Origin of the sequence: Brachybacterium fresconis, assembly GCF_017876515.1 — a bacterium.
GTDB lineage: Bacteria > Actinomycetota > Actinomycetes > Actinomycetales > Dermabacteraceae > Brachybacterium > Brachybacterium fresconis.
This window is the reverse complement of the sequence record NZ_JAGIOC010000001.1, coordinates 2,919,128-2,944,096: the sequence shown is the minus strand read 5'-3', so window position 1 is coordinate 2,944,096 and position 24,969 is coordinate 2,919,128. Positions and strand designations below refer to the sequence as shown.

General features: G+C 71.1%; 21 protein-coding genes. 11 read left to right on the top strand and 10 right to left on the bottom strand.

The genetic code is table 11. The annotated features are described in order from the left end of the window. Nucleotides 1–113 precede the first annotated feature (113 nt). Nucleotides 114–833: a TetR/AcrR family transcriptional regulator gene (locus tag JOF44_RS13270; protein WP_342591782.1), complete on the bottom strand. Its 720-nt coding sequence runs from the start codon at nt 831–833 to the stop codon at nt 114–116. Nucleotides 834–928: 95 nt separating this feature from the next. Here JOF44_RS13270 and JOF44_RS13265 point away from each other — a divergent pair, with 95 nt between their 5' ends. The 6 genes from JOF44_RS13265 (at nt 929) to JOF44_RS13240 (ending at nt 7,727) form a co-directional block, all read left to right on the top strand. Further along, complete coding sequence (locus tag JOF44_RS13265; protein WP_209892227.1) at nt 929–1,624, top strand: DUF899 family protein; 696 nt, start codon at nt 929–931, stop codon at nt 1,622–1,624. Beyond that, a complete protein-coding gene (locus JOF44_RS13260) occupies nt 1,621–2,130 on the top strand; it encodes an SRPBCC family protein (RefSeq protein WP_209892224.1) in 510 nt (169 codons plus the stop codon). The genes JOF44_RS13265 and JOF44_RS13260 overlap by 4 nt, the downstream gene beginning before the upstream one ends. A 182-nt stretch (nt 2,131–2,312) precedes the next feature. Next, nucleotides 2,313–3,281, top strand: coding sequence for a hypothetical protein (locus tag JOF44_RS13255; protein ID WP_209892221.1), 969 nt, complete (start codon nt 2,313–2,315; stop codon nt 3,279–3,281). Nucleotides 3,282–3,348: 67 nt separating this feature from the next. Beyond that, nucleotides 3,349–4,563: a toxic anion resistance protein gene (locus tag JOF44_RS13250; RefSeq protein WP_209892218.1), complete on the top strand. Its 1,215-nt coding sequence runs from the start codon at nt 3,349–3,351 to the stop codon at nt 4,561–4,563. Nucleotides 4,564–4,881: 318 nt separating this feature from the next. Further along, entirely contained in the window at nt 4,882–5,652 is a 771-nt protein-coding gene (locus JOF44_RS13245) for an SDR family NAD(P)-dependent oxidoreductase (protein ID WP_209892215.1), read from the top strand. Continuing rightward, nucleotides 5,649–7,727 carry a D-apionate lactonase family protein gene (locus JOF44_RS13240; RefSeq protein WP_209892212.1) on the top strand — a complete coding sequence of 693 codons (2,079 nt, stop codon included), beginning with the start codon at nt 5,649–5,651 and terminating at the stop codon, nt 7,725–7,727. Before JOF44_RS13245 ends, JOF44_RS13240 begins: the two co-directional genes overlap by 4 nt. 52 nt (nt 7,728–7,779) lie before the next feature. Here JOF44_RS13240 and JOF44_RS13235 read toward each other — a convergent pair whose 3' ends face one another. The 9 genes from JOF44_RS13235 to JOF44_RS13195 all read right to left on the bottom strand — a co-directional run bounded on the left by JOF44_RS13235 (nt 7,780) and on the right by JOF44_RS13195 (nt 17,442). Beyond that, nucleotides 7,780–8,538, bottom strand: a complete 759-nt coding sequence (locus tag JOF44_RS13235; protein ID WP_209892209.1) for a GntR family transcriptional regulator — start codon at nt 8,536–8,538, stop codon at nt 7,780–7,782. A 110-nt stretch (nt 8,539–8,648) separates the two neighbouring features. Continuing rightward, entirely contained in the window at nt 8,649–9,689 is a 1,041-nt protein-coding gene (locus tag JOF44_RS13230) for a Gfo/Idh/MocA family protein (protein WP_209892206.1), read from the bottom strand. Nucleotides 9,690–9,801: 112 nt separating this feature from the next. After that, nucleotides 9,802–10,704 (bottom strand): 5-deoxy-glucuronate isomerase, encoded by a 903-nt coding sequence (gene iolB, locus JOF44_RS13225; RefSeq protein WP_209892203.1) that lies wholly within the window; start codon nt 10,702–10,704, stop codon nt 9,802–9,804. Nucleotides 10,705–10,818: 114 nt separating this feature from the next. Next, complete coding sequence (locus JOF44_RS13220) at nt 10,819–11,718, bottom strand: Cgl0159 family (beta/alpha)8-fold protein (protein ID WP_209892200.1); 900 nt, start codon at nt 11,716–11,718, stop codon at nt 10,819–10,821. Then, the gene (gene iolC, locus JOF44_RS13215) at nt 11,715–12,740 is read right to left on the bottom strand and encodes a 5-dehydro-2-deoxygluconokinase (protein WP_209892197.1); all 1,026 of its coding nucleotides are present in this window, start codon (nt 12,738–12,740) and stop codon (nt 11,715–11,717) included. Before iolC ends, JOF44_RS13220 begins: the two co-directional genes overlap by 4 nt. A 237-nt stretch (nt 12,741–12,977) precedes the next feature. Further along, a complete protein-coding gene (locus JOF44_RS13210) occupies nt 12,978–13,367 on the bottom strand; it encodes a tautomerase family protein (protein ID WP_209892194.1) in 390 nt (129 codons plus the stop codon). Nucleotides 13,368–13,493: 126 nt separating this feature from the next. Beyond that, nucleotides 13,494–14,498, bottom strand: coding sequence for a sugar phosphate isomerase/epimerase family protein (locus JOF44_RS13205; RefSeq protein ID WP_209892191.1), 1,005 nt, complete (start codon nt 14,496–14,498; stop codon nt 13,494–13,496). A 37-nt stretch (nt 14,499–14,535) separates the two neighbouring features. Further along, nucleotides 14,536–15,729, bottom strand: a complete 1,194-nt coding sequence (locus JOF44_RS13200; protein WP_209892188.1) for a Gfo/Idh/MocA family protein — start codon at nt 15,727–15,729, stop codon at nt 14,536–14,538. Between the two features lie 102 nt (nt 15,730–15,831). Beyond that, a complete protein-coding gene (locus tag JOF44_RS13195) occupies nt 15,832–17,442 on the bottom strand; it encodes an MFS transporter (RefSeq protein WP_209892185.1) in 1,611 nt (536 codons plus the stop codon). Nucleotides 17,443–17,842: 400 nt separating this feature from the next. On the opposite strand from JOF44_RS13195, the gene iolD reads away from it, so the two are divergent. The 5 genes from iolD to JOF44_RS13170 all read left to right on the top strand — a co-directional run bounded on the left by iolD (nt 17,843) and on the right by JOF44_RS13170 (nt 24,937). Beyond that, nucleotides 17,843–19,753: a 3D-(3,5/4)-trihydroxycyclohexane-1,2-dione acylhydrolase (decyclizing) gene (gene iolD / locus JOF44_RS13190; RefSeq protein WP_209892182.1), complete on the top strand. Its 1,911-nt coding sequence runs from the start codon at nt 17,843–17,845 to the stop codon at nt 19,751–19,753. Between the two features lie 293 nt (nt 19,754–20,046). Next, complete coding sequence (locus JOF44_RS13185; RefSeq protein WP_209892179.1) at nt 20,047–21,543, top strand: CoA-acylating methylmalonate-semialdehyde dehydrogenase; 1,497 nt, start codon at nt 20,047–20,049, stop codon at nt 21,541–21,543. Between the two features lie 329 nt (nt 21,544–21,872). Then, a complete protein-coding gene (locus JOF44_RS13180) occupies nt 21,873–22,823 on the top strand; it encodes a TIM barrel protein (protein WP_209892177.1) in 951 nt (316 codons plus the stop codon). 78 nt (nt 22,824–22,901) lie between these two features. Then, nucleotides 22,902–23,771, top strand: a complete 870-nt coding sequence (locus tag JOF44_RS13175) for a sugar phosphate isomerase/epimerase family protein (RefSeq protein WP_209892174.1) — start codon at nt 22,902–22,904, stop codon at nt 23,769–23,771. A 2-nt stretch (nt 23,772–23,773) separates the two neighbouring features. Further along, nucleotides 23,774–24,937, top strand: coding sequence for a Gfo/Idh/MocA family protein (locus JOF44_RS13170; protein ID WP_209892171.1), 1,164 nt, complete (start codon nt 23,774–23,776; stop codon nt 24,935–24,937). The last annotated feature ends 32 nt before the right edge of the window (nt 24,938–24,969 follow it).

Here is a 24,969-nt window from a genome sequence, read left to right as displayed (position 1 = left end):
CGGCCCCGGTGCGCGACGGCCCCGGTGCGCGACGGCCGCGGGTCGCGACGGCCCCGGTGCGCGACGGCCCCGGTGCGCGATCGACGGAGCCCAACCGCCGGGCGGCGCACCGCTCAGCGGATCCCGGCGATGATGTCGTCGACGACGCGCTCGGCGACCTCGCGCACCACGGGGGCAGGAGCGCCCCGCAGCGGGCCGTGGACCATCAGCTCGGCGCACCCGTGCACGGCCGACCAGCAGGAGAACTCGGCCCCGGACCGGCGCTCAGCGGGCAGCGCACCGGTCGCCGTGCACTCATCCAGCGCAGCCACCAGTTCCGCGAAGGGCGGGACCTGCCGCAGGGCGGGCGAGCTCGCCGGATCGGTGCCGCTCGCGGGCGCGCCGCCCGGACCGGATTCACCCGCAGTCACGGCCCCCGGACGGCCGCCGTCCGCCAGTCGCCCCTGCGCCGCCGAGGACCCGCCCTGCTCGTCGGCCGTCCCGAAGAACGCCAGCTCGAACCAGCCCGGCTCCTCGATCGCGAAGTCGATGTATCCCAGACCCACGCCACGCAGGCGCCGCAGGGCTGCCGGGGCCGCATCTGCGGGCCGGGCACTCCTGTCCCGCGCTCGCATCCGGGTGACCATGCGGACCTGGATCTCCTCGGCGAGAGCGCTCATCAGCGCCGAGCGGTCGCGGAAGTGACGGTACGCGGCCGCCGGCGAGACGCCCGCCCGACGTGTCACCTCGCGCAATGACAGCGTTCCGGGATCCGTGCGGGCGATCTCCAGCCCCTCGGCCAGCAGCGCCGCCCGCAGGTCACCGTGGTGATAGGGACGAGATCTCTCCGACACCCTTGACGGCCCTCCTGACGAAGTTTACGGTGTTCACACTGAAAGTGGACAGCGTTCACATTGGACTGTAACGCACCGTCTCGAAGGAGAGCACGATGACCACGACCCCGACCGCGCTTCCCTCCGTCGTCGACCCCGAGAGCTGGCGGCGCGACCTCGATGACCTCCGGACGCGAGAGAAGGCCGCGACCCGCGAGCTGGACGCGATCGCCGCCCTGCGCCGCCGACTGCCGATGGTGGAGATGCCCGAGTACACGCTGGAGTCGAAGGACGGGCCCGTGCGGCTGGTCGACCTGTTCGACGGCCAGTCCCAGCTGATCACCTACCACCACATGTGGTCCCCGGGAGCCGAGTGGCAGTGCGGGGGATGCACCAGCTACTCCCACCAGTTCACCCGTCTCGACTTCCTGCGCCGCTATGACGCCCGTTTCGTCGTCGTCACGCAGGGATCGATCCAGGAAGCGCTCGCCTACCGGGAAAAGGTCGGCAACGAGATGGACTGGTACTCGAGCGTGAACAGCTCCTTCGGGGCCGACGTCGACGCCCCGCCCGGAGGCGGCTTCGCCCTGAACGTGTTCCTCCGCGACGGCGACACCGTCTATCGCACCTGGCACACGACCAGCCGTGGGATCGAACAGCTCTCCTACACCTTCGCCCTGATGGACGTGCTGCCATTCGGCCGCCAAGAGACGTGGCAGGACGTGCCGGAGGGCTGGCCGCAGGCCGGGACCGGTGAGAGATGGCTCGACTCCCCCGAGGTCGCCGCACTCTACGGAAGGAACCCTGCATGAGCACCGGCCGGCACACCTCTGCCGAGACGACGCACCTGCACGCCGAGAGGTTCGTCCTCGCGACACCGCAGACCATCTTCGCCCTGCTCACCGACCCGTCCCGGCATCACCTGACGGAGCCGACGGACTGGGTGCGCGGATCGTTGGAGACCGCCCCGCCACGGATCACCGAGGTCGGCCAGGTGTTCGGCATCGAGATGTTCCACGTCGGTGCCGGAGGACGGTACGAGATACACAACCTCGTCATCGACCTCGAGCCGGACCGAGCCATCGCCTGGCGGCCCTCCCAGCGCATGCCCGACGGCAGCTTGACCAGCGGAGGCTGGACCTGGCGGTACGACCTCGATCCCGCACCGGACGGCACGGGCGTGCGCCTCACCTACGACTGGAGCGCGACCCCGCCGGAGGTCGCCGAACAGGTCGGTGGCCTCCCCGCCGTCGGCACGGAGTTCCTGGACCGCTCCCTCGCGGCCCTCGCCTCGGTCGTGGAGGACCGCGCTGAGTGACCGCCGAGGCACCTGTTCCCCGCTGTCGTAGAGCAGGCCCCCTGGAGCCGTCCAGGTGCTCGCGATAGCCTTCCAGCACGCCATGACGAGGCGCCCGCGCGAGGGATCGACCAGGCTCCGGCCCGGTCCCGGACTCCGCGGACGGCCTCGTCTCCGCCGTCCGGAGGGAGCAGCGGGTCCGTGTGAGTGACGGGAACGGAGAGCCGGCCCAGAGGCCGAGCACCGGGGACGACGCGTCCCCCGGCCCCGTCGCGCCCGAGAACGCCGCCGTACCCAGAGACGCCACACCCAGGGACGCAACGCCCCGGGACGCCGCCTCATCCGGGGACCCCGTCGCGCCAGGCGACGTCGACCTGCCCTGGAAGGCCACCCCGGAGCGCAGGAACCTGTGGGGCCCGATCGAGAAGCCGCTCGAGGGCACCGTCCACGACCCCACCTCCGGCGCCGTCGGCCGCCGTCGCTCCGGCCTGTTCTCGCTGGGAATCCCCCTTCTGGCGGGCGGCCTGGTGGGTGCGGCGTGCCTCGTCGTGGGCCTCGGGACCGCGATCCTCGGTCCGCTCGGTGCCCTCGGCATCGCCGCCGGCGCCGGACTGCTCGCCGCCGGCGGCAGCGGAGTGGCCGTGCGCGCCCTCCGCTCCCCGCAGACCCCTCAGGTCACCGCCGGGACCGAAGGACCTCAGGGCACCGCAGAGATGCTCGAGAAGGTCCGCAGCGCGACCGCCGAGACCCGGGAGCGCACCCGGGCGCTGCGCCGCCGCGCCTCCGAGCCGACCGTCGGCCTCACCCTCGAGCACGTCGAGACCCTGCTGCGTCGGATCGACGCCCTCGCCGACTCGGAGCAGCTGCGCGCCCAGCGCCCCTACGAGGGCGAGGTGACCATGCTCGAGGGGATGGCCACGAGGTACCTGCCCGAGCTGGTCGATGCCGCCGCCGACATCATCGGCTTCCTGGAGACCTTCGCCGGCAGCGCCCGCCAGGAGGCGCTGGAGAACCTCGAGGGCATCGACCGCCAGCTCGCCGTGCTCGGCGACGGGCTCGAGCAGATCGAGAGCGACCTCGTCGCCGGCGTCTCCCGTTCCCTCGAGGTCCATGCCGAGTTCCTGCGCACCCGTTTCGCAGACCAGCACCTGAACCCGATCATCGACGTGTAGCACCCCGTCGTCCCCTCCATCCTGATCTCACCCTTCCACCGCACCCGACACCGTCGAGGAGACCCCGATGAACAAGCTCGAACCGCCCACACCCGCCCCCGAGATCGAGGCCTCCGAGCCCGTCGAGCAGATCGAGGAGGACGAGGCCGTCTCGATGCTGACCGAGCTGCCGGCCGAGCAGCAGCAGGATCTCGAGAACCGCGCCGACCAGTGGCTGGACCAGATCACCACGCTGAACCCGCATTCGCAGGAGTTCTCCGCACAGGTCGACGCCCTGGGGTCCGTGGCCCGTCGGACCTTCGAGCGGACCTCCGGGACCTCCTCCCGCTTCATGGAGCAGTCGCTGCGCGAGGCGAAGGGCTCCGGCAGTGCGCAGGAGTCGGTCTCGAAGTCCCTGTCCGAGCTGCGCACCACGATGGAGGATCTCGCCCCCGCCGACGAGACCTTCGTCGACAAGGCGCTGTCGTTCCTGCCTGGCCGGAACGTGGCCAAGCGCTACTTCCGCAGCTTCGAGTCGAACCAGAAGCAGCTGGACGAGGTGATCGCGGCCCTGGGCCGTGGCCAGGAGATGCTCCAGCGCGACAACGCCGAGCTCGCGGTGGAGCGTCGGGCCCTGTGGGACGACCTCGGGGCCCTGCAGAAGGCCTCCCACCTGCTGGGACTGCTGGACCAGCAGGCCGTGCGCCGCGCCGAGACGGCACGCGCGGCGGGGAAGGCCGACGAGGCGAACGCCCTGGAGCGCGACGTGCTCTTCGCGGTGCGCCAGCGCCGCCAGGACGTGGCCACGCAGATCGCCGTGACCGTGCAGGCCTACTTGGCGATGGGCCTGATCGAGGACAACAACACCAAGCTCGCCCAGGGCGTGGACCGCGCCCGCACCACCACGGTCACGGCTCTGCGCACCGCGGTGATCACGGCCCAGGCGCTGGAGAACCAGAAGATCGTCCTGGACCAGATCGACGCGGTCAACAGCACGACCGATTCGCTCATCGACCGCACCTCGCAGATGCTCGCGGACAACACGGTGAAGATCCAGGAACAGGCCGCGACCTCGGGGGTCTCTCCCGAGACGCTGCAGAAGGCCTTCGACAACCTGTTCACCACGATGGACGGGATCGATGCCTTCCGCAGCCAGGCCAACGAGAACTTCCTGTCCACGGTCACGGCGCTGGAGCACCAGGTGGAGCGTGCGCAGCCCTACCTCGAGCGGATGCAGCAGGAACCCGAGGAGGGCGCGGAGCTCGAGAAGAACGCCCGGGACCTGCTGGAGATCGAGGACTGAGCAGGGCCATCGACGCCCGAGCGGGGCATTCCACGCCTGAGCGGGCGACCCACGCCTGACCGGAGCAACCCACGCCTGAGCGGGGCAATCCACGCCTGAGCGGGACAATCCACGCCCGAGCGGGGTTACTGCGTAGTCATGAGCGTGCTGCTTCCATCATGTGGAAGCTCGACGCTCATGACTCGCAGGGCATTTCGCCATGAGCCGGGCGTGCCTTGCAACTGGTCAACCGGTTGGGCAGACTGGAGATCGCGTGGCCGGTGACAGGGTCGCGTCCGACAGCAGTGCTGCTCCGCCCCCGTCGAACGGATGTTCCCGATGACTCGCCTCAGCTCTCGCACCGCCCTCGTCACCGGCGCCGCCTCCGGCATCGGATTCGCCGTGGCCTCCCGCTTCGCCCGAGAAGGAGCACGCGTCGTGCTCGCCGACCGCGACGGCGAAGCCGCCACCCGCGCCGCGGCGAGCATCGCGGAGGGGACCGGGGACGGCACCGTCCGGGCGCTGACCGTGGACATCTCCGACGAGGCCGCCGTCGAAGCAGGCTTCGCGGAACTCGGCACCGCGGGCTGGGCGCCCGACGTGGTGGTCGCCAACGCGGGCGTGCAGCTGTTCGGCCAGGACGCGAAGATCGCCGAGCTCGACCTCGACGTCTGGCAGCGCACCGTGGACGTCAACCTCACCGGCACCTTCCTCACCGTCAAGCACGCCGTGCGCTCGATGCTGGCCACCGGCGGCGGGTCGATCATCCTCACGGGCAGTCCCACCGGCCTGACCGGGGAGGGCAATGACTTCACCGCCTACTCGGCCACCAAGGCGGGTATCCACGGCCTGGCCCGCACCGTCGCCGCCGCCTATGCGGCCGACGGGATCCGCGTGAACACCGTCGTGCCCGCCTACACCGAGACCCCGCTGGTCACGACGATCTCGGACGATCCCGCCGAACGCTCCGCGATCGTGGGCCGCATACCGCTGGGCCGCGCCGGCACGGCGCACGACGTCGAGGGGATCATGGTCTTCCTGGCGAGCGAGGACGGCGCCTTCGCCACCGGCTCCCTGTTCGCCGTCGACGGCGGCATGACCTCGCTGTGAGGGACGGGCGTTCCGGACCGGCCGGGGGCGACGACCGCCCGCCCGTCGCCGCGCCGAGCCGCACCGTCCCGCCGGACCCCAGCGTCCCGTCGGATCCCGCCGTCCCGCCGGGCCCCAGCGTCCCGTCGGATCCCGCCGTCCCGCCGGGCCCCAGCGTCCCGTCGGATCGCGCCGTCCCGCCGGACCCCACCGCAGCAGACCCGGACCCCTGGGGCCCCGTCCCCTCCGGCGAACGCTGGCGCAGCGGCCGCTGGTCGCTGGACGTGCGGGCCGACGATCTCGCCGACATCCGCTGCGACGATCGGATCGTGCTGCGCGGGATCCGGGCCGTGGCACGCGACGTCGACTGGCAGTCCGCCCGGCCGCACGACGTGCGCCTCCACCGCGACGACTCGTCGTTGGCGATCGACCTGGACATCGAGGACCTCGGTCTCGACCTCCGGGGCACCGTGCGCGCCGAGGCCGACGGGGATCGCCTCGTCGTGAGCTTCGACGTCGCAGCGGTCTCGGACTCCTCCACCAATCGCACCGGACTCGTCGTGCTGCACCCGCCCCGCCTGGCCGGGCGGCCGCTCATCGTCGACCACACCGAAGGGGGCGAGGAGTCGATGCACTTCCCCCTTGCCATCAGCCCCCACCAGCCGGCCCGCGACATCGCCGCGCTGACCTGGAGCGATCATGGCACGCGCTTCCGCCTGGACCTCGAGGGCGATGTGTTCGAGATGGAGGACCAGCGCAACTGGTCCGACGCCTCCTACAAGACCTACAACCGCTCGCTCGATGAGCCTTTCCCGTACACGCTGGCCGCCGGCGAGCGGATCCGCCAGCGGGTCGTCCTCACCGCGGGTGCTCGCGACTCCTCCGAGGTCGACGCGCCCGCGCAGGGCTCCCCCGTGCTCGGCTCGCCCGCGGATGACAGATCCGCGATCAGCGCGCCCGCCGTCGACCCATCGGGTCCCGACGTGCTGGACCTGATCGAGGCCGGCGCATTCCCCACGATCGCCGTGGGCGCGGCGACCGCACCGGATCCCGGCCCGTCGGGCTCCGACCCCCTCGCCGTCCACCGGCACGTCGAGCTCGAGCTGACCGATCCGGCCTGGCCCGCAGCTCACCATCGCGCGCTGACCGGCATCGAGGATCTCTCGTTGCTCCTGGTCACCCCCTCCCCCGTCGACGAGACCGCGCTGGGCGAGATCGCACGCGTTCTCGGCGACGTTCCGCTGCGCTGGGCCGCGATCGTCGATGCCGCTTCCCATGTATCCGAGCCCGACCTGGTCGCCGCGCTGCGTTCGGCGCTGCCGGCCGACGTCCCCGTCGTCGGCGGCTCCCGCTCCCACTTCACGGAGCTCAATCGGGAGTGGGACCGCGTGCCTCGCGGGAACCTGGACGGGCTGGTCTTTGCCACCACGCCTCTGTTCCACACCCGGGAGACGGAGCAGCTCGTCGAGGCCGTCTCGATGCAGCGCGTGATCGCCGAGGACGTGACCGCCCGGGCTCCCGGGGTCCCCGTGCACATCGGCCCGGTCACCCTGCGCCCGCGCTTCAACAATGTCGCGACCACATCTCGCCCGACGCCGACCCGCACGGACCTGTGCGCGGGCTACGGTGCCCACCGCACGGGAAGCGACGATCCGCGCCAGGCGAGCCCGGAGCTGGCCGCGTGGACGATCGCGAGCGCAGCGGCCCTGACGGTCCCCGGCGTCGCGTCGCTGGCCTTCTTCGAGGAGTGGGGACCGCGCGGGCTGTCCACCGCGGACGGGTCCGCCCTCCTCGTCCGTGCCGCGCTCGAGGCCCTCGCCGACCTGCAGGGCGGACAGCTGCTGGTCTCCGGGAGCCCGGACGGGCTGCTGTGGGCGATCGGTGCACAGCGCGGCCATCATGCCGAGGTGCTGGTCGCGAACCTGTCGTCCCGGACGCGGCGCGTCACGCTGCGCCTGGACGGATCAGCGGCGGATGACGACAGGACGCCGAGCGGGGCGGACCGCCCGGATGGGGCGCGCACGATGCACCGGACCGGCGAGACGGTCGAGGTGGGGTCCTTCCGGTGGCTCCCCCTGCCCCTCTCTCGCCGCTGAGCGGCCCCGTCCGAGGGCCGGGACGGGTGGGGAGGCCGTACGGCCGTGACCCTCAGGAGTCGACGAGGGTGACCTCGAAGGAGTACCGGGACGCCCGATAGACGTGGTACCCGAATTCGACGACGCTGCCGTCGTTGGCGAAGGACTTCCGCTCCATGGTCAGCAGCGCCGCGCCGACCTCCTCGTCGAGCAGCTCGGCGTGCTCCTCGTCGGCGACGGTGGCGCCGATCCGCTCGTGGGCGAGCACCGAGACGATGCCGGCTTCCCGCAGCGAGGCGTACAGGCCGCTGTCGGCCAGGCTCGCCCGGGAGGGGGCGATCCGCTCGGGCAGGGTGTTGCGCATGACGGCCAGCGGCTCGTCGTCGGCGTACCGCACCCGGATCAGGTCCAGCACCTGCTCCCCGGGGGCGAGCCGGAGGCGGTCCACGGCCTCCGCCGAGGGCCGGCCGACGCGGTATTCGATGATCTCGGTGCGCGGCGCCTTGCCGGCGGTGCGCAGGTCGTCGTACAGCGAGGTCAGCGCGACCTGCCGGTTCACCGGCGCCTGCACCACCTGGGTGCCGACGCCGCGCTTGCGCACCAGCATGCCCTTGTCCACGAGCTCCTGGATCCCCTGGCGGACCGTCGGCCGGGACAGGCCCAGGCGTCGGGCGAGGGCGACCTCGTTCTCGATGCGGGAGCCCGGGGTGAGGTACTCGTCGTGGATGGCCCGCTCGATCGCCCGCGCCAGCTGCAGGTACAGCGGGTCGGACGAGCCGCGGTCGATGTCGACCTGCAGGGGGGTGGTGCCGTCGTCAGTGCGTGGGCCCATGACCCCTCCTCGTCGTCCGTGCGGTGGCGGTGCCGATGGTCGGCACCATCAGCCCGAGCATCCTGCGCGCGCCGTGCGTCGTTCCCGGTTGCGTCGTTCCCAGTAGAGCATCAGGGACGCGGCCGCGTGGTGACCGGGACGAACCGGCCCGCGGTCAGCGACTCCTCGGCGGCGGCGCAGGTGGCCGCAGCGAGGTAGCCGTCCCAGGTGGTCGCCGAGCGCCGGGCGACGCGGCTGCCGTCGGCGACGGCGGCGACCCAGGCCTGCACCTCGGCGTCGTAGGCATCGATGAAGCGCGGCCGGAAGTCGGGGTGGATCGCGCCGCTCCAGCTGCCGCCGCTGAGCTGGGTGGTCACCCGGTCGATCCCCATCCCGATGGTGGCGATCCCCGCGGAGCCGAGCACCTCGGTGCGCACCTCGTAGCCGGAGTCGGTGTTCACGTACAGCTCGTCGGTGATGATCCGACCGGAGGCGGTGCGGAACATCAGGATCATCGGATCGTGCTGGCCGTCGTCGGCCCGCGGCCCGGGCACCGGCAGCACGGTCTGGACCTCGGTGACCGCTTCGCCGAGGAAGTAGGAGATCGCGTCGATCTCGTGGACCGCGGAGTCGTGGACCATCATCGTGTCGTCGAAGCCGGGCAGCGTGTGGGCATTGCGGTGCTTGCAGTTGATGACGCTGATCTCGCCGAGCTCTCCGGCGTCCAGGGCGTCCTTGAGCTCGGCGTACTCGCGGTCGAAGCGACGCATGAAGCCGAGGGAGACGTAGGCGCCTCCGGCCTGCTTCTCGGCCTCGACGACGGCGTAGGCGTCCTCGGGGGTCATCGCCAGCGGCTTCTCGCACAGCACCGGCTTGCCCGCGTCGATGCCGGCGGTGGCCTGTTCGCGGTGGAAGCGGCCGGGGCTGGCGATGAGCACGGCGTCGACGTCGTCGGCGGCGATCAGCTCCTGCCAGGAGTCGGCGACGCGGCAGCCGGGTGCCCCGGCGGCCACCTTCTCGGCGGTCTCGCGCACGTAATCGTCGACGACGCTGACGCGGGCGCCCTTGATGCGCTCGGTGATCCGCGCGACGTGGTCGGCGCCCATCTGGCCGACGCCGATGACGCCGACGCGCACGTCCGGGGGGATCTCGCTGCGGGCGGTGGAGGTCATGAGGGTCTCCTGCGGTGGTATCGATGTCTCGGACACGGTCTGCGCCGAGGACGGGGGCGGGTCGGTGCCGGCGTCTGTGCCGGCGTCTGGGCCGGCGTCTGGGCCGGGGGCGTCAGCGGAAGTCGCCGGCGCGGGGGTCGGTGCCGAGCTCGTCCCAGGTGCCGCGCACCCAGGTCTGCTCGGGGTGGTCGGTGATGTTCCAGGCGCGCACCGGCTCCGGGCCGGCCATGACGTTGAGGTAGTACATGGCGTGGCCGGGGGCGGCGGCGCAGGGGCCGTGCCAGCCGTGCGGGACCAGCACGGTGTCGCCGCTGCGCACCTCGCTGAGCACGTCGATCTCGGTGTCCTCGCCGCTGGAGGTGGTCTGGTGGTACCCGAAGCCGGGGCCGCCGTCGGGGGCGTCCTGGATCTCGTAGTAGTAGATCTCCTCGAGCTCCGATTCGCGGTGCTCGCCGTCGTCGACGGTCGTATCGTGCTTGTGGGCGGGGTAGCTGGACCAGTTGCCACCAGGGGTGACGACCTCGCAGGCGATCAGGCTGTCCATCCCGTCGAAGGAGCCGACGGTCCCGAAGTTGCGCACGAGGCGGGTCATGTTCCCGCCGCCACGGACCTCGACCGGCACGTCCTCGGCGCGGATCAGCGCGACCGGGTGCTCCGTCGTGGCCACGGCGGTGGCCAGGGCGAAGCGTCCGCCCTCGGCGGAGGAGACGGTCAGCTGCGAGCCGACGGGCACGTAGAGCACGTCGGTCGCGGCGGCGAAGACGTCGGTCCGTCCGCGCAGCGTATGGGTCTGCCCGCCGACGGAGACGTCGCAGCCGCCGGACAGCGGCACGACCATCACCTCGACGCTGTTCGCGGTGACGATCTCGCTCTCCCCGCGGCCGAGGGCGAGCACGCGCAGGCCGGTGTGGACCCAGCCGTCGCGTGCCCCGGGGTCGATGATCGTCTCGTAGGTGCCGCGGCCGGTGGAGCCGGCGGGCAGGTGCAGCTCGGAGCTGTCGGGGACGGTCGTCATGATCTCTCTCCTGTCGAAGGGGCCGATCGATGGTGCGGGGTCGATGGGGCGAGGCCGATGGGGCGGGGCCACGGTGAACGGTGCGGCGTCGGCCCCGCCCCGTCGGCCCGGGCCTCAGCGGAGCATGTCGACGGAGGCGCTCACCGCAGCGGTGACGTCGTCGTCGGCGGGGTACAGCAAGGTGCGACCGACGACGAGCCCGCGTACGTTCGGCCTGGCCAGTGCGCGTTTCCAGGTCGCGCGCAGGAGGTCGGGGTCATCGTTCGCGGGGTCGCCGCCGAGGATCAGGGTGGGCAGCGTGGTGGCGTCCATGACGCGTTCCATGTCCTCGACCGCCGGCAGCTTCAGCCAGGTATAGGCACTGGTGGCGCCGAGGCCCTGGGCGATGTGGATGGACGTGATGACGCCCTCGGGGGTGAGGTCGTTGACGATCTTCCCGCCGCCGGGCCGGCTGGAGAGGAACGGCTCGACCATGGCGATCAGCTCGTGGCGGGCGAGATCGGTGACGGCCTGCGCGCTGGCCTCGAGCATGAAGGAGGTGCGGTCGTCGTCGAGATCGATGCGGGTGAGCATCTTGCCGCCGTCGAAGCCGGAGGCGGCGATGGCCGAGGCGTCGTAGGCGGTGAAGCGGTCCTCGATCTCCCAGGAGCTGCCCTGCAGCCCGCCGCGGTTCATCGAGGCGAAGACGATCTTGTCCTCGAGGGCGCCCAGCAGCAGCAGGTCCTCGAGGATGTCGGCGGTGCCGAGCACCCCGTCGACGCCGGGCACGGCCAGGGCCTCGCGCATGCGGTCCAGCAGCTCGAGCCGGCTGGCCATCGCCTGCGGGCGGCTGCCGACGCCGAGGGCGCCGCGAGCGGGATGGTCCGCCGCGATCACCATCATGGTGCCGTCGGTGTCCGCGACGGTGCGGCGGCGACGGGTGGCCGCGAGCCGGGCGATCCGGCCCGGGTCCTCCAGGCGGACGCGGGTGACCTCCTCGTAGGTGCTGACGAAGCCGGTGCCGGTCGTGATCATGCGCTCTCCTCCTCGGCGACGCCGCGGTTGCGCAGGGCGCTGAGCATCTGGTCGACGGTCCGGCCGTGGTTGGGGTCCTCGCCCGCGATCAGCGCGTCGATCTCCTGGGAGGTGGGCATGGCGGTGGAGCACTCCAGGCGGCTGGTGACGATCGCGCCGGCGGCGTTGCAGCGGGTCAGGATGGTCTCGAGGTCCTGGCCGGCCAGCAGGCCGTGGCACAGGGAGCCGCCGAAGCTGTCACCGGCGCCGAGGCCGTTGATGACCTCGATGAGGTTCGGGGCGACCTCCACGCGGTGCTCGCGGGTCTTGCCGAGCACGCCCTTGGGCCCCTGCTTGACGATGGCGATCTCGACGCCGGCCTCGAGCAGGGCGTCGGCGGCGCGCTCGGGCTCCGTCTCGCCGACGGCGACCTCGCACTCCTCCCTGTTGCCGACGGCGACCGTCGTGTGCGCCAGCGCCTCGCGGTACTGCGCGCGGGCGTCGTCGACGGAGTCCCAGAACATGGGCCGGTAGTCGAGGTCGAAGACGGTGTGGGCGGTGCGGCCCCGGGCTTCCAGCGCCGCGAAATGGGCCGAGCGGCTCGGCTCCTCGGACAGCCCCGTCCCGGAGAACCAGAACAGCGGGACCTCTCTGATCGCGTCGAGGTCGAGGTGCTCGGGAGCGACCTGGAGGTCCGGGGCGCTGGGCCGGCGGTAGAAGTACAGCGGGAAGTCGTCCGGCGGGAAGATCTCGCACAGGGTGATCGGGGTGTTCAGCTCGTCGTCGGTCACGACGAACCGGCCGGAGGCACCCAGGCGCTCCATCTCCTGCACCACGTAGCGGCCGAGGGGATCGTTGCCCACGCCGGTGATCACCGCGGGGGTGTGGCCGAGGCGCGCGGCGGCGACGGCGACGTTGGTGGGGCTGCCGCCGAGGAACTTGCCGAAGCTGTAGATGTCCTCGAGGCCCTTGGCGATCTCCAAGGGGTAGATGTCGACACCGCTGCGACCGAAGGTGATGATGTCGAGGTCGGGTGCTGCCATGATCTCAGAGCCTCTCTGCGTCGAAATCTGGGCGGTGACCAGGGGCGTTCCGCTGGGTCGTGCCGCTCGATGGTCCTATCGTCCCATTCTTGGGACTCTTTGTCCAGACAAACTATGGAACATGTTCGGGATGGCGTTCGGAGTCTCCTGCCGCCGCGGTCGCTCTCGGCTCCCCGTGGGGTGGATGCTCGGAGCACCCGGCGGGAGGGGGCTCAGGGCTCCCCGGATGAAGGGCGTTCACAGCTCCCCGGTGAGGAACTGCGCCCGGCCGTGGCCGAAGGACCAGTCCTCGCGGTCGTTGTGGACCACGGAGAGGATGAGGTCCTCGGGCCGGACCAGGTCAGCGGCCGCGAGACGCTCGGCGAGCGCGGCGTAGACCGCCTGCTTCTGCTCGGTGCTGCGGCCCTGCTGGGTGACGTGGATGATCACCACGCCGTCGCTGCGCTCGATGCCGAGCCCGGTGTCCTCGGCGAGGATCGAGCCGACGGGCAGGGTCTCCAGGATCTGGTAGCGGTCCCCGGGCGGGGCGGCGAACAGCTCCAGCATGACGTCCTGGACGATGTCGGCCATCGCCCGGGACTGCACGGGGGTGCGGACGTCCTGCTGGGTGATGCGGACCAGAGGCATGATCGGTTCCTTGTCCGGGCCCGACGGCCCTGGATATCTGATGGGTGGGGGCGGGGCGGTCGAGGACGGTTGGCGCGTCGGAGGGAGGTCGGCGCCCACTGCGCCCCGCCCGACGGCCGCCGCGCCTCACGCCTGGGCGCGCTCGGCGGCCTCGAGCAGGGTGCGGGCACCGCGCTCGAGGCCCTCGACCTGTCCGAAGGCGGCATCCTCGTGCTCGATGTTCACGTGCAGGTCGGGGTTCACCGCGGCCAGCGCCGTGAGGAAGCGGGTCCAGTACTCGACGTCGTGCCCCTCGCCGAGCGCCACGAAGCGCCAGGCCGGGTCTTCCGGCCAGGTCGAGCAGTAATGGCCGATGCCGGTGGGGGTGCGCTGGGCGGGATCCTCGGGCACCGGGTCGAAGGCGGTGTCGAGCACGCCGCGGGTCGCCGCGCCCGGCAGCACCGCGGTGTCCTTGGCATGGACATGGGTGATGCGGGTGCCGAGGCGCTCGATGCAGTCGATCGGCTCCATCTGCTGCCAGAACAGATGGGACGGATCGAGGTTCACCCCGATGTTCGTGGGCTCGACCCGATCCAGGAACTGCTCGAACGTCGGCGGGGAGAAGACCAGGTTGCGCGGGTGCATCTCGAAGGCGATCTGCACGTCGTGCTGCCGGGCGAGCGCGTCGATCTCCCGCCAGAGCGGGACGGCGACGGACCACTGGTACTGAAGGATCTCCAGGTCGATGCCGTTCCACGGGTTCACGATCCAGGCCGGGTAGCGGGCCCCTGGGTCGGTCCCCGGCGTCCCGGACATCGCGACCACGTCGCGCACGCCGATCTTCCCGGCCAGCTCGATGGTGCGGCGCAGGTCCTGGGCATGGCCGATGCCTTCGGTGGGCAGCGGGGACAGGGGGTTCCCGGAGACCGTCAGCCCGGTCAGAGCCATCCCCCTGTCCTCGAAGACCCGCAGGAACTCGCGCCGGGCCTGCTCGCCGCCCAGCAGGGCGTCGACGTTCGCGTGCGGAGCGGGGATGAACCCGCCCGTGTTGATCTCCGCGCCGGTGAGTCCTGCCGCGGCGAGGACGTCGAGCGCCTCCTCGAGGGTGCGGTCCTGCAGGCAGGCGGTGTAGGCACCGTAGGTGAAGGTCATGGATGGGGTCCTTCCAGCGAGGGTCTCAGGGGTCGGGTCAGTCGATCGAGATCGCTCGGCCGCCGTCGCCGGCGGAGCGGGCGACGGCGTCCAGGACGCGCATCTGGCGGTGGCCCTCGGCGAAGGTGGCGCACGGCGGCAGGGCGCCCTCGGTGATGCCGGCGACCTGCTGCAGGAAGGCGTGCGCCTGGTAGGTGAACTGCTCGATCTGGTTCAGGCCGACGCCGCCGAAGGCCATCGAGGAGCCGCCTGCGAAGTAGGGGAACTCAGGGTTCACGAGCACCTGGCGCATGCCGCCGAGGCCCTGGGGCGAGGAGCCGTCGGCGATCTGGATCTCGCCGGTGCGGTCCAGGGACCAGCTGGCCGTGCCGCCGGTGCCCAGCACGGTCAGCGCCTTGTAATTGGGCAGGCCGTGGGCCACGCGGGAGACGGAGAAGGTCCCCGCCGCCCCGGAGGCGAAGCGGGCGGTGAAGGTGGCGACGTCGTCGTTCTCCACCGCCTCCTTCGGGGCGTCGGCCGCGGCGGTGACCCCGCGGCCGCCGGCGACGGCGCCGCCGGCGACCGGGCGCTCTGCGATGGTCTGCACGAGCTGTGCGCCGGAGACTTCGACCACGGGGCCGAGGATCAGCTCGGCGGAGTCGACCAGGTGGGAGCCGACGTCGCCGAGCGCCCCGGAGCCCATCGGGCCCTTGTAGCGCCAGGCCATGGGCACGTTCTCGTCGGCCCCGTAGTCGGCGAAGTACCGGCCGTCGAGGTGGGCGATCTGCCCGAGCGAGCCCTCGGCTGCGAGCTTCGCGAGCATGGCGACGCCCGCGTTGCGACGGAAGGTGTAGCCGGTGGCCAGCACGAGGTCCGGGTGCTCCTGCTCCAGCGCCGCCATCGCCTCGGCGTCCTCGAGGGTCCCGGCCAGCGGCTTCTCGCACAGCACGTGCTTGCCGGCGGCGGCCATGGCCTCGGCGATCTCGCGGTGCAGGGCGTTGCCGACCACGATCGAGACGATGTCGACGGAGTCGTCGGCGGCCACCTCGCGCCAGTCGCCGACGGCCTTCTCGTAGCCGTAGCGGGCGGCGGCGTCCTCGGCGAAGGGCAGGTGCATGTCGGCGATCGTCGCCAGGCGCACCGGTGGCAGGCCCAGGTCGTAGACGGTGCCGGCCTGGCGCCAGGCGTTGGCGTGGGTCGTGCCGGCCATGCCGGCGCCGATGACGGCCACGGACAGGGGTGCTGCGGTCATGTCAGATCCTTTCCCGAAAAGGGGTAGGTGGTGCGTGAGGTGCGTTGCTGGTGGTCCGCGTGTGCGGTGCAGGTCGGCGCCGGGTGCGCGGGCACTCGTCGCTCAGCGCAGGCGGATGACGCCGCCGGCCTCGCGGAACTCCCATTCGATGCGCTCGAGGGTGAACTTCTTGGTCTCGGGGATGCGCACGAAGTACCAGATCACCGCGCCGATGTTGATCGCGGCGAAGATGCCGTAGGTCGCCACCGGTCCGATCCCGGACATCATCACGGGGAAGGTCACGGTGACCGCCAGGTTCGCGATCCACAGGATCATCACCGCGAAGCCGTTGGCCGCGCCGCGGATGGCGTTGGGGAAGATCTCCGAGAGCATCACCCACATCACCGGGCCGGGACCGGACTGCATGCCGAGCATGAACAGCACGATCACGATTACGACGAGGTACGGGACGAAGCCGGGGATGTCCTCGGAGACCGCCCCGTCGGCCGTCAGGTACGGATGGATGCCGAACAGGAAGATCGCGGTCATCGCGATCAGCGAGAGGGTGAGGATCGTCTGGCCCACCAGCAGCACCTGGCGTCGGCCGAACCGACGCAGGGCGAGCAGCCCGGCGGCCGAGCCGATCACGGAGGCGACCCCCGTGAAGACGTTCAGGACGATCGAGGCCTGCGCGTCGAAGCCGGCGGCCATCAGGACCTTCGGGGCGTAGTACATCATCGTGTTCACGCCGGTGAGCTGCTGGAGGATCGCGAAGATGCCGCCGAAGATGATGATCGAGCGCAGCCAGGGGATCCGCAGCCCTGCCCGCAGGCTGAGCTTCTCGCGCTTCTCCTCGGCGCGCCGGTTCGCCTCCATCTCGGCGATCTCGACGGCCACGTCGTGCCTGCCCTCGATGCGCACGCGCTTGAGGTTCGCGATCGCCGCGGTCAGCTCGCCGCGGCCGATGTGCCAGCGGGCGGACTCGGGCATCATCCGGATGCCGAGCCACAGGGCGATCGCGGGGATGGAGCAGAGCACCAGCATCCAGCGCCAGGCGTGCCCGTTGCCGTCGGAGACGGCCACGCCGCCGATCCCGGCCAGCAGCGACCAGGAGACGGATTCCCCCGCCGCGTACGTCCCCGAGGGGTCCTCGGCGACGACGGCCCGGGGCCCGCCCTGGAGCGAGGCGATCAGGGCGTTCATGACGAAGGCGACGAACTGGCCGGTGACGATCATCAGCTGGTCGACCGCGACCAGCATGCCGCGCTGCTCCTTGGGAGCGGTCTCGGAGAGGTAGACGGGCACGGTGGTCGAGGCGCCGCCGACGGCCATGCCCAGCACGAAGCGCGCGGGATAGAGGACCCACAGGTTCGGGGAGAGGGCGCAGGCCACGGCGCCGATGAAGAACACGACGGCGAGCATGACGATGTTGTTCCGTCGCCCGTAGCGGTCCGAGAGGCGACCGCCGACGACGGCCCCGACGGCGCAGCCGCCCAGCAGGAATCCGCCGACCAGGCCCTCCTCGAGGGAGGTCAGGGCGAGACCGCCGGCCTCCTGCGGCATGTACATGTAGGGCAGCGCACCGGAGATCACGCCGGTGTCGTAGCCGAACAGGAAGCCGCCGAGGCAGGCGACGACGGCGAGGAAGCCGATCGAGCGCTTGGGGCCGGCGGCCGCGGTGGTGCGGACGAGGTCGGTGATGCGCGCTCGTTCCGCGTGGTGGGCTTGGCTCATGTTCCCTCCTTGGAACGTGAGTCCGGCGCGCGAGCGATGCTCATCGTGCCGGGCGTCGATCCGGTGACCGGCGGCGAGTCGGGGTCCGAGGGCACGCACCACATGTCATGCGTGTGTCACCACGTGGATGCAATATGTTCGGTCTAAGTGTCTAGGACTCACTGACTAACCGGCAAGCTAGCACAGGGATCGGGCCCCGCGGAAGGTGCGTCGCGCACGGACCTCCAGGCAGCGGCGCCTCACCTGCAGACCTCCTGTGGGATTCTTGTCCTGACAAAGTGTTGACAAGCGCGGAGCGCGTGGGCATGCTGGAGCCCATGAACTCACCGTCGAGTCCCTCGCGACGCACGGTGTCCCTCGAGATCCGTCCCCGTCACGGATCGCGCATCACGGAGGCAGCATGAGCGACCCCTCGTCGGCCCGCGCCGGCACGATCCGACTCACCGTCGGCCAAGCCCTCGTCCGCTTCCTCGCCGCCCAGTTCACCGAGCGCGACGGCGTCCGCGAGCGCTTCCTGCCCGCCACCTTCGGGATCTTCGGCCACGGCAACGTGGCCGGGCTCGGCCAGGCGCTGCTGCAGAACGCGACCGACCCGGGCGAGGGCGAGAACCCGATGCCCTACTACCAGGCGCGCAACGAGCAGAACATGGTGCACACCGCCGTGGCCTACGCCCGCACGAAGAACCGCCGGCAGGCCCTCGCCTGCACCGCCTCCATCGGGCCGGGCTCGACGAACATGATCACCGGCGCGGCGCTGGCGACCGTGGATCGCATCCCGGTGCTCCTCCTGCCCAGCGACATCTTCGCCACCCGCGCCGTGGATCCCGTGCTCCAGCAGCTCGAGGACGAGACCGGCGGGGACGTCTCCGTCAACGACGCCTTCCGCCCCGTCTCGCGCTACTTCGACCGCATCTCCCGGCCCGAGCAGCTGATCCCCGCGGCGCTGCAGGCGATGCGGGTGCTCACCGATCCCGCCGAGACCGGCGCCGTGACCCTCTCCCTCCCCCAGGACGTGCAGGCCGAGGCGTTCGACTGGCCGCTGGAGTTCTTCCGCGAGCGCACCTGGCACGTGGCCCGGCCCGTCCCCGAGCCGGCCGCCCTCGACCGTGCGGCCACGGTCATCCGCTCCGCCCGCAGGCCCGTGCTGATCGCCGGCGGAGGCACCATCTACTCGGAGGCGAGCGCGGCGCTGGCGGCGTTCACGGACGCCACCGGCATCCCGGTGCTGGACACCCAGGCCGGCAAGGGGGCGCTGAGCGCCGACCATCCGCTCGCGATCGGCGGCGTCGGCGCGACCGGCACCGATGCCGCGAACGATCTCGCTGCGGAGGCCGACGTGATCATCGGCGTCGGCACCCGCTACACCGACTTCACCACCGCCTCCCACACGGCCTTCCGCCACCCCGACGCGCGGTTCGTGAACCTCAACGTCAAGGCGTTCGACGCCGCCAAGCACTCCGCGACCATGGTCGTCACCGACGCCCGCGCCGGGCTCGACGCCCTGCGGGAGGCGCTGGCCGGATACCGCGCCCCGGCCGAGCACAGCGCCCTGGCACAGACGAGGCGCGCCGAATGGGAGAAACTCATCGAGCCCTGCTTCCAGCCCCACGACCAGGAGCTGCCCGCCCAGACCGAGATCTTCGGGGCCCTGAACGAGCTGATGGGCGAGGAGGACATCGTCATCAACGCCGCCGGGTCCATGCCCGGTGACCTGCAGGCGCTGTGGAAGGCCCGCTCCCCCATCCAGTACCACCTGGAGTACGGCTACTCCTGCATGGGCTACGAGCTGCCCGCCTCCCTCGGCGCGAAGATGGCCCGGCCGGAATCCGAGGTCGTCGCGATCATCGGGGACGGCACCTTCCAGATGGCGCCGCAGGAGATCGCCACGATCGTCGCCGAGCGGGTCAAGGTCATCCTGGTGATCCTGCAGAACCACGGCTGGTCCTCGATCGGCTCCCTCTCGGAGTCCCACGGCTCCCAGCGCTTCGGCACCAAGTACCGCATGCGCGACGAGAGCACCGGGATGCTGGACGGTGACAAGCTGCCCTTCGACATCCCGGCGAACATCCGCTCCTACGGCCTGGAGGTCCAGGAGGTCTCCAGCGCGGCCGACTTCCGCGACGCCTACCGCCGGGCCGAGGCCTCCGAGGACGCCACCGCGATCGTGGTCAACACCGACCTGTACGGCCCGAACCCGCCCGGCAACGGCTGGTGGGACGTGCCCGTCCCCCAGGTCTCCCGCCTGGAGTCCACGCAGCAGGCCTCGACCGAGTACGAGGCGGACAAGGCGCCCCAGCGCCACTATCTCTGACCGTCCCCGGCTCCGGGGTCCGGGCTCCGGGGTCCGGGCTCCGGGGTCCGGGCTCCGGGCTCCGGGCTCCGGGGCACATCGTTCCCGGCCACCGATATCGCCACCCCGCCGAGCACCCGCGGCTGCGAACTCTCGTCGCTGAGCGTGACCTCAACGCCGTACAGGCCGTGAGGTCACGGAGGGCGACGAAAGTTCGCAGCCAGCCCCACCTGACCCACACGGGCCACCTGACCCACCCGAGCCACCCCGGCTCCCCACAGACCACCCCGTCCACCGCACCGAGGAGAACACCCATGGGATACGACGTCCAGCACTGGATCGGCGGCACCGAGACCGCCGGCACCGGCTCCACCCAGCCGATCCTCGACCCCGCCACCGGTCAGGAGGTCGGCACGCTGCACCTCGGCGATGCCGCCACCGTCGACCGCGCTGTCGAGGTCGCCGCCGCCGCGCAGCGCGAGTGGGGCCAGGTCTCCCTCGCCAAGCGCACCCAGGTCCTGTACCGCATGCGCGAGCTGCTGATCGACGCGAGCGACGAGATCGCCGCGCACATCTCCCGCGAGCACGGCAAGACCCTCGGGGACGCGAAGGGCGAGATCGCCCGCGGCCTGGAGACCCTCGAGTTCGCCACCTCCATCACCCAGGACCTCAAGGGCGGCTTCTCCGAGAACGTCTCCACCGGCGTGGACGCGCACACCATGCGCCAGCCGCTCGGCGTCGTCGCCGGCATCACCCCGTTCAACTTTCCGGCCATGGTGCCCTTCTGGATGCACCCGATCGCGATCGCGACCGGCAACGCCTTCCTGCTCAAGCCCTCCGAGCGCGACCCGTCCGCCTCGAACGTCGTCGCCCGCCTCTACCAGGAGGCCGGCCTGCCCGACGGCGTCTTCCAGGTGATCCACGGCGGCAAGGAGACGGTCGACGCGCTGTGCACCCACGACGGCATCTCCGCGGTGTCCTTCGTCGGCTCCACCCCGATCGCGAAGCACGTCCACGCCACCGCCTCGGCCGCCGGCAAGCGCGTCCAGGCCCTCGGCGGCGCCAACAACCACGCCGTGGTGATGCCGGATGCGAACATCCCCTCGGCCGCCTCGCAGGTGGCCTCGGGCGCTTTCGGCTCCGCCGGCGAGCGCTGCATGGCCGTCCCGGTCGCGGTCACCGTCGGCGATGCGCACGAGCCGTTCCTCGAGGCCATCAAGGCCGAGGCCGAGAAGCTCGTCGTCGGCCCCGGCGACGACCCCCGCACCGACATGCCGCCGGTGATCACGCCCGACGCCCGCGAGCGCGTGATCCGCATGACCGACGAGGCCGAGGCAGCCGGCGGGAGAATCCTGGTCGACGGCCGCGACCTGGTCGTCGCAGGCCACGAGAACGGCAACTTCGTCGGCCCGATCGTCATCACGGACCTGGAGAGCACCCATCCGACCTACACCGACGAGGTGTTCGGGCCGCTGCTGGTGGTCATGCACGTGAACAACTTCGACGAGGCCGTCGAGCTGGTGAACTCCTCGCCGTTCGGCAACGGCACCGCGATCTTCACCGACTCCGGGCACTACGCGCGGCGCTACCAGGAGGAGATCCAGGTGGGGATGATCGGCATCAACGTGCCGATCCCGACGCCGGTGGGCTATTACTCCTTCGGCGGCTGGAAGGACTCGCTGTTCGGCGAGCACCACGCGCACGGTCCCGAGGGGCTGAGCTTCTACACGCGCCAGAAGGCCGTCACCACGCGCTGGCCCGCGCAGAACGAGACCGTCGAGTCCTCCATGAGCTTCCCGACCCACGACTGACGGCGGCCGCCGCCGGGCCCGGCCACATCGGGCCCGGCCCGGCCCGACAGTCTTCCCCGTCAGGTCCGCCGCCGGGCCGGGCACGTCAGGTCCGCCGGCGGGGCCGGGGAAGCAGTGGACGTAGTCGATCGGCCGACCGCCCATACGGGTTGGCCGATCGAAGGAGTCCACTACTTCCCCTGTCACCCCTCGGTCGCCCGTCCGTCGCCCCCTGTCACCCCTCGGTCATCCCTCACCAGCTCTGTCATCCCTCACCAGCCGCCGCGCCTTGCCCCGCGCCACCCCACCGTCCGGAACAATCTCGCCCTGACCATCGAAGGAGCAACGCCGTGACCTCCACCGACGCCCCACGCACCGACCGTTCCCGCAACCCCGAGCCGCCGTTCGACAAGCTCACCATCGGGGTGTGCCCTGATCAGTGGGGCGTGTGGTTCCCCGAGGACGAGAAGCAGATCCCCTGGCGCACGGCGCTCGGGGAGATGGCCGAGGCCGGCTTCTCCGTCATGGAGACCGGGCCCTGGGGCTATTTCCCCCAGGATGCGAGGCAGCTGCAGTCCGTGATGGACGAGCACGGATTCCAGGTGGTCGCCGGCACCGGCTGGGGGATCCTGCACCAGGAGGAGGCCTGGGCGGAGACGGAGCGGACCTTCCGGGCGATCGCCGAGACCCACGCGGCCGTCGGCGCGGAGTACATGGTCCACCTCCCGCCGCTGTACCGCGATGACAAGACCTGGGAGTTCACCGATGATCGCAAGCTCACCGGAGACGCCTGGAAACGGTACGTCACCAACGCCAACCGCCTGGGCAAGCTGCTCAAGGAGGACTACGGGCTGACGATGGTGCTGCACCCCCACGGGGACAGCCACATCGAGACCCCGGAGGAGATCGCCGCGATCTTCGAGGCCACCGATCCGGAGCTGGTGAGCTTCTGCCTGGACACCGGGCACATCGTCTACGGCGGCGGCGATCCGCTGGCGATGATCGACGAGTACCCCGAGCGCATCGGTTACGTGCACATCAAGGCCTTCGACCCGGACCTCACCCGCGAGGCCCACGAGAAGGACTGGCCCTTCGGGGAGGCCGTCGCCAAGGGCGCCTCGGTGTGCCCGCCGAAGGGCCTGCCGGACATGAAGGACCTGGTCGCGAAGCTCGCAGCGATGGACAAGGAGCTGTACGTGATCTGCGAGCAGGACCTCTACCCCTGCGATCCCGGTCTGCCGCTGCCCAACGCGATCGCGACCCGTGAGTTCCTGGCCGAGTGCGGCCTCGGGATCAGGTGATCCCCGGTCCACCGGACCCGCACACCCGCCGCATCGCGCACGACGCCCCGTCGGCCGCCCGACCCCTCAGGAGACACCATGGTCAAGATCCTGCTGGACCCGAGCATGTACCACCCGCACCTCTCGGTCGCCGAGGAGCTGCACAAGGCCCGCGAGCTCGGCTTCAACTATCTCGAGCTGTCCCCGCGCGCAGACTTCCACGAGTGGCACCACTACCCCAAGGTGGATCGCCACCAGATCGCCGAGGTCAAGCAGGCGATGAAGGACACCGGGGTGAAGATCTGGACCTTCAACCCCGTCTTCGACTGGGCGAGCCCGGATGAGCAGGAGCGCCAGGCGCAGGTGCGCAGCTGGACGCGGATGCTGGAGATCGCCGACGCCCTCGAGGTGCCGCTGATCGCCACCGAGTTCTCCGGGGACCCGAACCGCGCGCTCCAGAGCGAGCACCAGTTCTACCGCTCGATGGAGGAGCTGATCCCCGTCTTCGAGAAGTACGGGCTGGAGTGCACGATCGAGGCGCACCCCTACGACTTCGTCGAGGAGAACGACCAGGCCGTGCAGATCATCCGGGGCGTGGACCGCGACTGGCTGAACTACGAGTTCTGCTTCCCGCACGCCTACCACCTGGGCCAGGGCGCTCGCGACCCGCGCGAGATGATGGACTACGCCGGGGACCGCCTGAAGCACCTGCACATCGCGGACGTCTTCGACCACACCGCCAACGTGGGCAACCGCTACATCATGAACCCGCCCGGGGTCGACGCCCGCATCCACCAGCACAACGAGATCGGTCGCGGCGAGATCGACTGGGACGCCGCCTTCGCCTACCTGCGCGAGCGCGAGTACGACGGGCCGATGTCCGTGTGCGTGTTCGGCTGGGAGGAGGAGGCCGACGCGATCAATGTGCGCATGCGCGAGCGCCTGCTCGCGGAGTTCGACGGGGAGTGAGTATGGAAGACATCGGCATCGGCGTCGTCAGCCTCGGCTGGATGGGACGTCTGCACGCCACGTCCTACCAGCGGATCCCGTCCCGCTTCCCCGAGCTCGGCGTGCGGCCGCGCCTGGTGGTCGCGGCGGACCCGCTGGAGGCGAACCAGCACGCTGCCACCGAGCAGTTCGGGTTCGACAAGGCAGTGGCGAGCATCGACGAGGTGCTCGCCGATCCCGAGGTCGAGGCCGTCTCGATCTGCTCGCCGAATTTCCTGCACCGCGATTTCGCGGTCAAGGCGGCCGAGGCCGGCAAGCCCTTCTGGATCGAGAAGCCGATGGGCGTCTCCGCGCAGCAGTCCCGCCAGATCCACGACGCCGCGGCCGCCGCCGGGGTGGCCACGGCCGTCGGCTTCAACTACCGCCATGCGCCGGCCGTCCAGCACCTGCGCTCCCTGGTGGCCGACGGGAGCCTGGGCCGGATCACGAACGTGCGCTGCTGGCTGAACGCCGACTACGCCTCCTCCCCCGATGGTCCGCTGACCTGGCGCTACGACCGGGACAAGGCGGGCAGCGGCGTGATCGGAGATCTGCTCTCCCACGGCGCGGACCTGGTCTCCTACGTGACCGGTCAGCACATTGCCGAGGTCACCGCCACCTCGGACGTGTTCATCCCCGAGCGTCCGATCCCCACCTCCGCGGGGGTCGGCCACGGCGGCATCGAGGTGGGCAGCGAACGCGGTCCGGTGCAGAACGAGGACTGGGTCGCGGCGCTCGCGCATCTGTCCGGCGGGGCCCACGCGACGATGGAGTCCTCCCGCGTGGCGCGCGGCCACCGCAGCGACTACGCCCTGGAGCTGTTCGGCACCGAGGGCTCGGCCCGCTGGTCCTTCACCCGGATGAACGAGTTCGAGGTGATGCTCGGCGAGGGCGGCAGCGAGCACGGTTACACCACGGTGCTGGCCGGCCCCGGTCACGGCGAGTACTCCCGCTTCCAGCCGGGCCCCGGCATCCCCATGAGCTTCGACGACCTCAAGACCATCGAGGCGGCGGAATTCCTCTCCGACGTCGCCCATGGCACGCAGCTCGCGCCGAACGCGGCCGACGGGCTCGCGGCGGCCGAGGTGTGCGAGGCCGTGGTGCGGTCCGCGGCGTCCCGGGCGTGGGAGGCCGTGCCGGCGGTCTGACCTGCACCGCCCCGGTGCCCACACCGCCCCGG

Excerpts from the sequence above, each read along its gene's own strand:
- JOF44_RS13260 (WP_209892224.1), top strand. The coding sequence starts at position 1,621 with ATGAGCACCGGCCGGCACACCTCTGCCGAGACGACGCACCTGCACGCC.
- JOF44_RS13250 (WP_209892218.1), top strand. The coding sequence starts at position 3,349 with ATGAACAAGCTCGAACCGCCCACACCCGCCCCCGAGATCGAGGCCTCC.
- JOF44_RS13175 (WP_209892174.1), top strand. The coding sequence starts at position 22,902 with ATGGTCAAGATCCTGCTGGACCCGAGCATGTACCACCCGCACCTCTCG.
- JOF44_RS13185 (WP_209892179.1), top strand. The coding sequence starts at position 20,047 with ATGGGATACGACGTCCAGCACTGGATCGGCGGCACCGAGACCGCCGGC.
- iolC (WP_209892197.1), bottom strand. The coding sequence starts at position 12,740 with ATGGCAGCACCCGACCTCGACATCATCACCTTCGGTCGCAGCGGTGTC.
- JOF44_RS13230 (WP_209892206.1), bottom strand. The coding sequence starts at position 9,689 with ATGACCTCCACCGCCCGCAGCGAGATCCCCCCGGACGTGCGCGTCGGC.
- JOF44_RS13200 (WP_209892188.1), bottom strand. The coding sequence starts at position 15,729 with ATGACCGCAGCACCCCTGTCCGTGGCCGTCATCGGCGCCGGCATGGCC.
- JOF44_RS13210 (WP_209892194.1), bottom strand. The coding sequence starts at position 13,367 with ATGCCTCTGGTCCGCATCACCCAGCAGGACGTCCGCACCCCCGTGCAG.
- JOF44_RS13170 (WP_209892171.1), top strand. The coding sequence starts at position 23,774 with ATGGAAGACATCGGCATCGGCGTCGTCAGCCTCGGCTGGATGGGACGT.
- iolD (WP_209892182.1), top strand. The coding sequence starts at position 17,843 with ATGAGCGACCCCTCGTCGGCCCGCGCCGGCACGATCCGACTCACCGTC.
- JOF44_RS13220 (WP_209892200.1), bottom strand. The coding sequence starts at position 11,718 with ATGATCACGACCGGCACCGGCTTCGTCAGCACCTACGAGGAGGTCACC.
- JOF44_RS13245 (WP_209892215.1), top strand. The coding sequence starts at position 4,882 with ATGACTCGCCTCAGCTCTCGCACCGCCCTCGTCACCGGCGCCGCCTCC.
- JOF44_RS13195 (WP_209892185.1), bottom strand. The coding sequence starts at position 17,442 with ATGAGCCAAGCCCACCACGCGGAACGAGCGCGCATCACCGACCTCGTC.
- JOF44_RS13205 (WP_209892191.1), bottom strand. The coding sequence starts at position 14,498 with ATGACCTTCACCTACGGTGCCTACACCGCCTGCCTGCAGGACCGCACC.
- iolB (WP_209892203.1), bottom strand. The coding sequence starts at position 10,704 with ATGACGACCGTCCCCGACAGCTCCGAGCTGCACCTGCCCGCCGGCTCC.
- JOF44_RS13235 (WP_209892209.1), bottom strand. The coding sequence starts at position 8,538 with ATGGGCCCACGCACTGACGACGGCACCACCCCCCTGCAGGTCGACATC.
- JOF44_RS13265 (WP_209892227.1), top strand. The coding sequence starts at position 929 with ATGACCACGACCCCGACCGCGCTTCCCTCCGTCGTCGACCCCGAGAGC.